Origin of the sequence: uncultured Senegalimassilia sp. (genome assembly GCF_934632265.1) — a bacterium.
Taxonomy (GTDB): domain Bacteria; phylum Actinomycetota; class Coriobacteriia; order Coriobacteriales; family Eggerthellaceae; genus Senegalimassilia.
The window spans coordinates 1-5,486 of the sequence record NZ_CAKTYH010000127.1 but is presented as its reverse complement, the minus strand read 5'-3'; the positions used below and the strand labels follow the sequence as shown (position 1 = coordinate 5,486).

Below are 5,486 nucleotides of genomic sequence, written 5' to 3'. Positions count from 1 at the left end.
GATGCACGAACGAAGCCATCGATGCGGCAGCGCCGCAAAACGTCCCAAAGCTCTTCGTCGGTCGCCTGAGGGCGCGCCATCAGCAAGTTCGAACGAACCGTTCCGGAGAACAGGTAGCTGGAGAACGGGACGACTGTCACCGTTTGCGACAAGCTTTCGCGGGAAATCTGCTCGAGCGGCACACCGCCGATCACCACAGCGCCGGCGAAGCCCCGATTACGACCGCACAAAACACCCGCTAACGTCGACTTGCCCGAACCGCTCTCGCCCACGATGCCGGTGAAGCTTCCAGCAGGTGCGCAAAAGTCCACATGATCGAGCACCGTGCGCTGGCCATCATACGAGTACGTGACATCGCGCACGACGATATCCGCATGCGCAGGGTCCACGCTGCACGTGCCCCGCTCGGGCTCGGGCGCGTCCAGGATGGCGAACATCTTCTCGGCGACCGCCATGCCGTTCATGGCCGTATGGAAAAACGACCCGAGCGTGCGCATGGGGATGAAGAACTCCGCCGACAGGAACACCACGCAAAACGCCGCATAGAACGGCACCTGGCCGTTAACGAACTGCACCATCGCCGCGATGATGCCCACCGCAGCGCCGCCGAAGGCGAACACGTCCATCACGGTGATGGAGTTGAGCTGCATGGTGAGCAGGCGCATCGTCGCACGACGGAAGCTCTCGGCCTGTTCGTTCATCTGACGGTGGCAAGCCTCGTCAGCCTGATAGATCTTCAAGGTGGTCAAACCCTGCAGGTTCTCAAGAAACGCGCCGCCAAGATCGGTGTAGGCGCCCCAATAGCGCCCCATAACGCGCTTGGCGATCTTCTGCACCGCCATAATGGAAATGGGGATAAGCGGCACGCATACCAACAAGGCGATGGCGGCGGGCAGGCAAAGCGGGGCCAGGAACGCGAAAACCGTCAGCGGGGCCAGCACGGCATAAAGCAGCTGCGGGAGATACTGTCCGAAATAGCTTTCCAGCTGCTCGCAGCCCTCGACGCTGACCTGCACCGCTTCGCTTGTGGCGATATGCTCGGAGTACCCGGGGCCCATACGCACGAGCTTGTCGTACACCTGCCGGCGGACCGAGCGCTTCGCCGTCATCGCGGCCGCCACCCCCATGCGCTGCGCATACGTCAAGCATGCCATGCGCACCGCGATGACAACGACGCCTGCGCCCAGGAGCATCGCGACCCACCCATCAACGGCAGCACCGTCGAAAAGACGCTGCAAAAACAGCCCGATGAGGAGCATGAGCACGATGTTCGCCACAAGCGCCACCCATTGCGCCGCCACATTGCGCGCGATATACCTCAAAGCCTGCGGCACCATCAATATCAACCGTTTATTGAACACGAACCGGTTTCCTTTCGATACCCAAAGGCAGCACGGCGCCGGCTGCGGCGCATCCGCCTTGATTCAAACAGTCAAATGGTACCATTGGGAAACTTTGATAGCCATGGCAAGCCATAAGATACCGATTATTGTTATACATGACTAATCTGGAGTGCAAAAAGCCCGGCGTGTGCCGGGCTGAAAATAGCTGGCCTATGTCGGCGGGTCGTAAGGCAGGCGCAGCGCCAATGCGAGCAAGATGCCCTATCGAGCTTTCCTATTCTTATCGTAAAGCAAAGCCAATCCTTTGAGCGTTAGCTGCTCGTCGGCAACCTCGATGTGCCGGGAAAGCCCGGCCATAGCTTGAGCGTCGTCGCCGGTAGCCACAACACGCGTTTCGTATCCAAGCTCATCCCATACCGCCTGGATGAGACCGTCGATTCTGGCGACTTCGCCGATGACGATGCCCGCTTGCATGGCATCGCGCGTGGACTTCCCGATAACGCTGCGGGGCGCATGCAACCCGATAACCGGAAGCTGCGCCGCGGCATCGGCCACCGCACGCGCCGCTAAACGCAAACCCGGCGCGATAAGCCCGCCTTGCACCACGCCGGCATCGTCGATGACCTCAAGGGTGGTTGCGGTCCCGAAGTCGACCACGATAAGCGGGAATCCATACAGCTGCTTGGCGGCAACGCAGTCGGCGACGCGATCGGCGCCGAAATCCGCAGGGCTGTTCAAATGCAGCTTCAAACCGGACTTCAAGCCCGGTCCCACCACCAAAGGCCGTACGCCGCAAAGCGTGCGCAACGCCTCTACCCAGGCATCGGTAAGACCAGGGACCACGGAGGATACGATGGCATCGCAAACCCGCGCATCGCACCCGCGAACCTGCAGAAACGACGTCACGCACATAAGCGCCTCGTCGGCCGTCAACCGCTCAGGGGTGGTCACGCTCCATGCGGACGCCAGCTCCCCTTCCCGAGCCAAACCCAGGCTGGTGACGGAATTCCCCACATCGACGGCAAGAACGCAACTCGAAACGTTTTGACCCGAACGCGCCATTATGCGACCACCTTGTTCGCCTTGATCGCCCTGAACGCAACCGCTCCGATGATGCCGCCGGCGATGGCGAACGGCAGCCAGCTAAAGCCCAGATCGGTGAATGGAAGCTGCTTGATGGCGGGCAACACGCCGTACGTGTCGTCGATGGTGGCGAGCAAGCTGATGGCGAACGCCCCGAGGGCGGCTCCCTTGATCGGCCACGTGGTGCCCATCCGCTTCTTGAACAGCACCATGACCACGCACACCATGAACGGCGGGCAGACCACCGAAAGAATAGGCGCCGCAAACGCCACGATCGCATTCAACCCCAGGTTGCAGATGGCGAAAGACACCAAAACGGTGACGATGACGCCGGTGCGATACGAGATCTTGCCATGCGTGGTGCGCTCGAAATAGGAAGCCGATGCGCCCGTCAGGCCGATGGCGGTGGTCAGGCACGCAAGCCCGACGATGATGCCGAGGATGATCACGCCGGTGTTGCCGAGCAGATGCTTGGTGATCTCCACGATAAGCGTCGAACGGTCCATGCCGGCACCGAACGCAAGCGCGCTCGAAGCGCCCAGATAGGTCAAACCACCGTAGATCACGGCCAAAAGAACGCCGGCAACCACGGATGCGCCCGCAATGACCTTCAGCTGATCCTCGCGACGCGTATAACCGGCAGTGCGCGCAGCGTTTTCCATGACGATGGCGAAGCCGACGCACGCAAGCACGTCCATGGCCTGATAGCCGGCCAAGATGCCGTCCTGCGCAGCGTGGCTGGAAAGCGGCGCCCCGATCTCGCCAAGCGGATGCACGACGCCTACCGCGATGATAACGAACACGCAAACGACCAAAAGCGGGGTGAGCACCTTGCCGATGATGCTCACCAGACGCGTTTGACGGATGGATAGCGCAAGCACCGCCGCGAAGAACAGCGCGGAGAAAACCAACATGTTCACCGAATCGCCGAACAACGGCACGATGGACATCTCATAGGTGGTGGCAGCCGTTCGCGGCTCTGCGATGATCATGCCCGTGCACAGGATGACGGCGGTGTTGAGCACCAGGCCGGGAACTCGGCCCAACGACCCCTCGACCGCAACGTTCGCCCCGCCGGCAGCGTTGAGCGCGAAGATGCCCAGGCAGGAAAGCGCCACGTCGATCAAGATGAAGCATAAAAAGCCGATCACCCAATCGGTTCCGCTCTCCATACCCAGATACGGCGGGAAGATTAGGTTTCCAGCACCGAAGAACATGGCAAAGAGCGCCAATCCGGTGACCACAGTGTTTTTCTTCAAGAATGCTCCTTTATGGAATATCGCTCGAATTATCCATTATGACGCAATCCATGCGAAAAAAGAAGCCGACAACTCGGCGGGATGCCCAATTGTTGCCGCAAAAAAGACCTGCAGAAGCAGGTCTTTTCCACTTGATGCCTAGTTGAACTTGAAGATCCTCTGAGCCACATGGTAGCCCGTGATGCCGATCTTGCGTCCCAGATTCGTGGGCAGGTTCGTACCCATGTTCAGCACGCTGCGCCTCACGCGGCGATACACGTCGGAGTTGTTCTCCTTGAGATAACGCCAGATGGCCTCGCGCTCGTCCTCGGCGTCTACGGTGTTGATCATGCGCAAGAAGATGCTGCAGATGCACATCATCATGGACAGGTAGTTCTCCATGTAGCGCTCCAGGCGCTTCTCAGGCACATCGCCGGGAAGCTGCACGGCATCGATCATGATGCGCGTGACGCGCAGCTGCTGATCGATGCGGCCCATCATGACCGACTCGTTGACGCTTTGGTCGTCGCGGCCGATGAAGTAGCGGTACATGTCCACGTCAAGGTAGTAGATGGTCTTAACGTGCGGCAGGGGCACGTACACGAAGATGTTGTCCACGTAGAAGGTGTGTTTGGGCAGCTGAAGGCCCATGCCGCGCAACAGCTCGGTGCGGTAGATGACCGAGTGCATGAGCAGGTACTGGCTGGGGTTGAAATGCCCCACCTCGGACCAGCCGAACTCGCGCCCCTCGGGGAACACGTTGCGATAATGCATGATGGTGCGCGTGCTCTCATGCACCTTCTCGTACACGTAGTTGGCGATGACCAGATCGGTCGGGGCGCTGCGCCCCACCTGGCTGCGGACATACGCCATGACGTCTTCCATGGCGCGGCGGTCGAGCCAGTCGTCGGAATCGACCACCTTGAAGTACAGGCCCGAGGCGTTCGCCAAACCGGTGTTCACCGCTTGCCCGTGGCCGCCGTTTTCCTGATGGACGGCCTTGATGATGCCCGGATGAAGCTGCTCCCAGCGATCGGCCTTTTCCGCAGTGTCGTCTTTGACCGACCCATCGTCGACGATGATGATCTCGATGTCGTCGCAGCCCTCATCCCCGCCGCACGCAAGGATGGACTCGATGCACTTATCCATATATGCAGCGGAGTTATAGCACGGGATGGCGAACGTGATGCTTTTCATGCCTGTCCTTTCCTGGAAGCAACGGCGCGGATGCGGTTGGGAACGCCGCCGTTCATATGGTCCGCCCGCCATTTTACCGGTAGCAGGCCAAGCAGCTGCCCTATGATGGGACAATATGGATAAAATCCAAGTGAACCGATCGGGCGCAGCCGAAACCAAGCGCAAATCGAAAGACCGCGCCCGGCACATCGCGAAGAAAGGGTACGAACATGAGCTCGTTTTTGGATACCATGCTTGAGCGCGCCAAAGCCGACAAGCAGACCATCGTGTTACCCGAGGGCGACGACCCGCGCACGCTCGAAGCCGCCGAGACCATCCTTGCGCAAGGCGTCGCGAACCTGATCATCCTGGGCAACGTGGCCACCATCAAGGAATCCGGGCGCAAGCTCGACGGCGCCACGCTGATCGACCCGCAGGACTCCGACCTGCACGACGAGTTCGCGAACACCCTCTACGAGCTGCGCAAGCACAAGGGCATGACCCTCGAGCAGGCCGCCGAGAAGGTGCGCGACGTGCTGTTCTTCGGCGTGCTCATGGTGAAAACCGGCCGCGCCGACGGCATGGTCTCGGGCGCCTGCCACTCCACCGGCGACGTCCTGCGCCCAAGCCTGCAGATCCTCAAAAC

At 60.4% G+C, this 5,486-nt stretch carries 5 protein-coding genes; 1 reads left to right on the top strand and 4 read right to left on the bottom strand.

Annotated elements, in window-relative coordinates:
* From Q0H50_RS08255 to Q0H50_RS08240, 4 genes are all read right to left on the bottom strand, one after another.
* The coding region (locus Q0H50_RS08255; RefSeq protein WP_294421303.1) for an ABC transporter transmembrane domain-containing protein at window positions 1-1,361 on the bottom strand (1,361 nt) is incomplete at its 3' end.
* 243 nt (window positions 1,362-1,604) lie between these two features.
* The gene (locus Q0H50_RS08250) at window positions 1,605-2,405 is read right to left on the bottom strand and encodes a type III pantothenate kinase (RefSeq protein WP_294421300.1); all 801 of its coding nucleotides are present in this window, start codon (window positions 2,403-2,405) and stop codon (window positions 1,605-1,607) included.
* Complete coding sequence (gene brnQ, locus Q0H50_RS08245; protein ID WP_294421298.1) at window positions 2,405-3,685, bottom strand: branched-chain amino acid transport system II carrier protein; 1,281 nt, start codon at window positions 3,683-3,685, stop codon at window positions 2,405-2,407. The genes Q0H50_RS08250 and brnQ overlap by 1 nt, the downstream gene beginning before the upstream one ends.
* 138 nt (window positions 3,686-3,823) lie before the next feature.
* Window positions 3,824-4,861, bottom strand: coding sequence for a glycosyltransferase family 2 protein (locus tag Q0H50_RS08240; protein ID WP_294421296.1), 1,038 nt, complete (start codon window positions 4,859-4,861; stop codon window positions 3,824-3,826).
* Window positions 4,862-5,070: 209 nt separating this feature from the next.
* On the opposite strand from Q0H50_RS08240, the gene Q0H50_RS08235 reads away from it, so the two are divergent.
* Window positions 5,071-5,486: phosphate acyltransferase (locus Q0H50_RS08235; RefSeq protein WP_294421294.1), on the top strand; the 416-nt coding region annotated here is incomplete at its 3' end.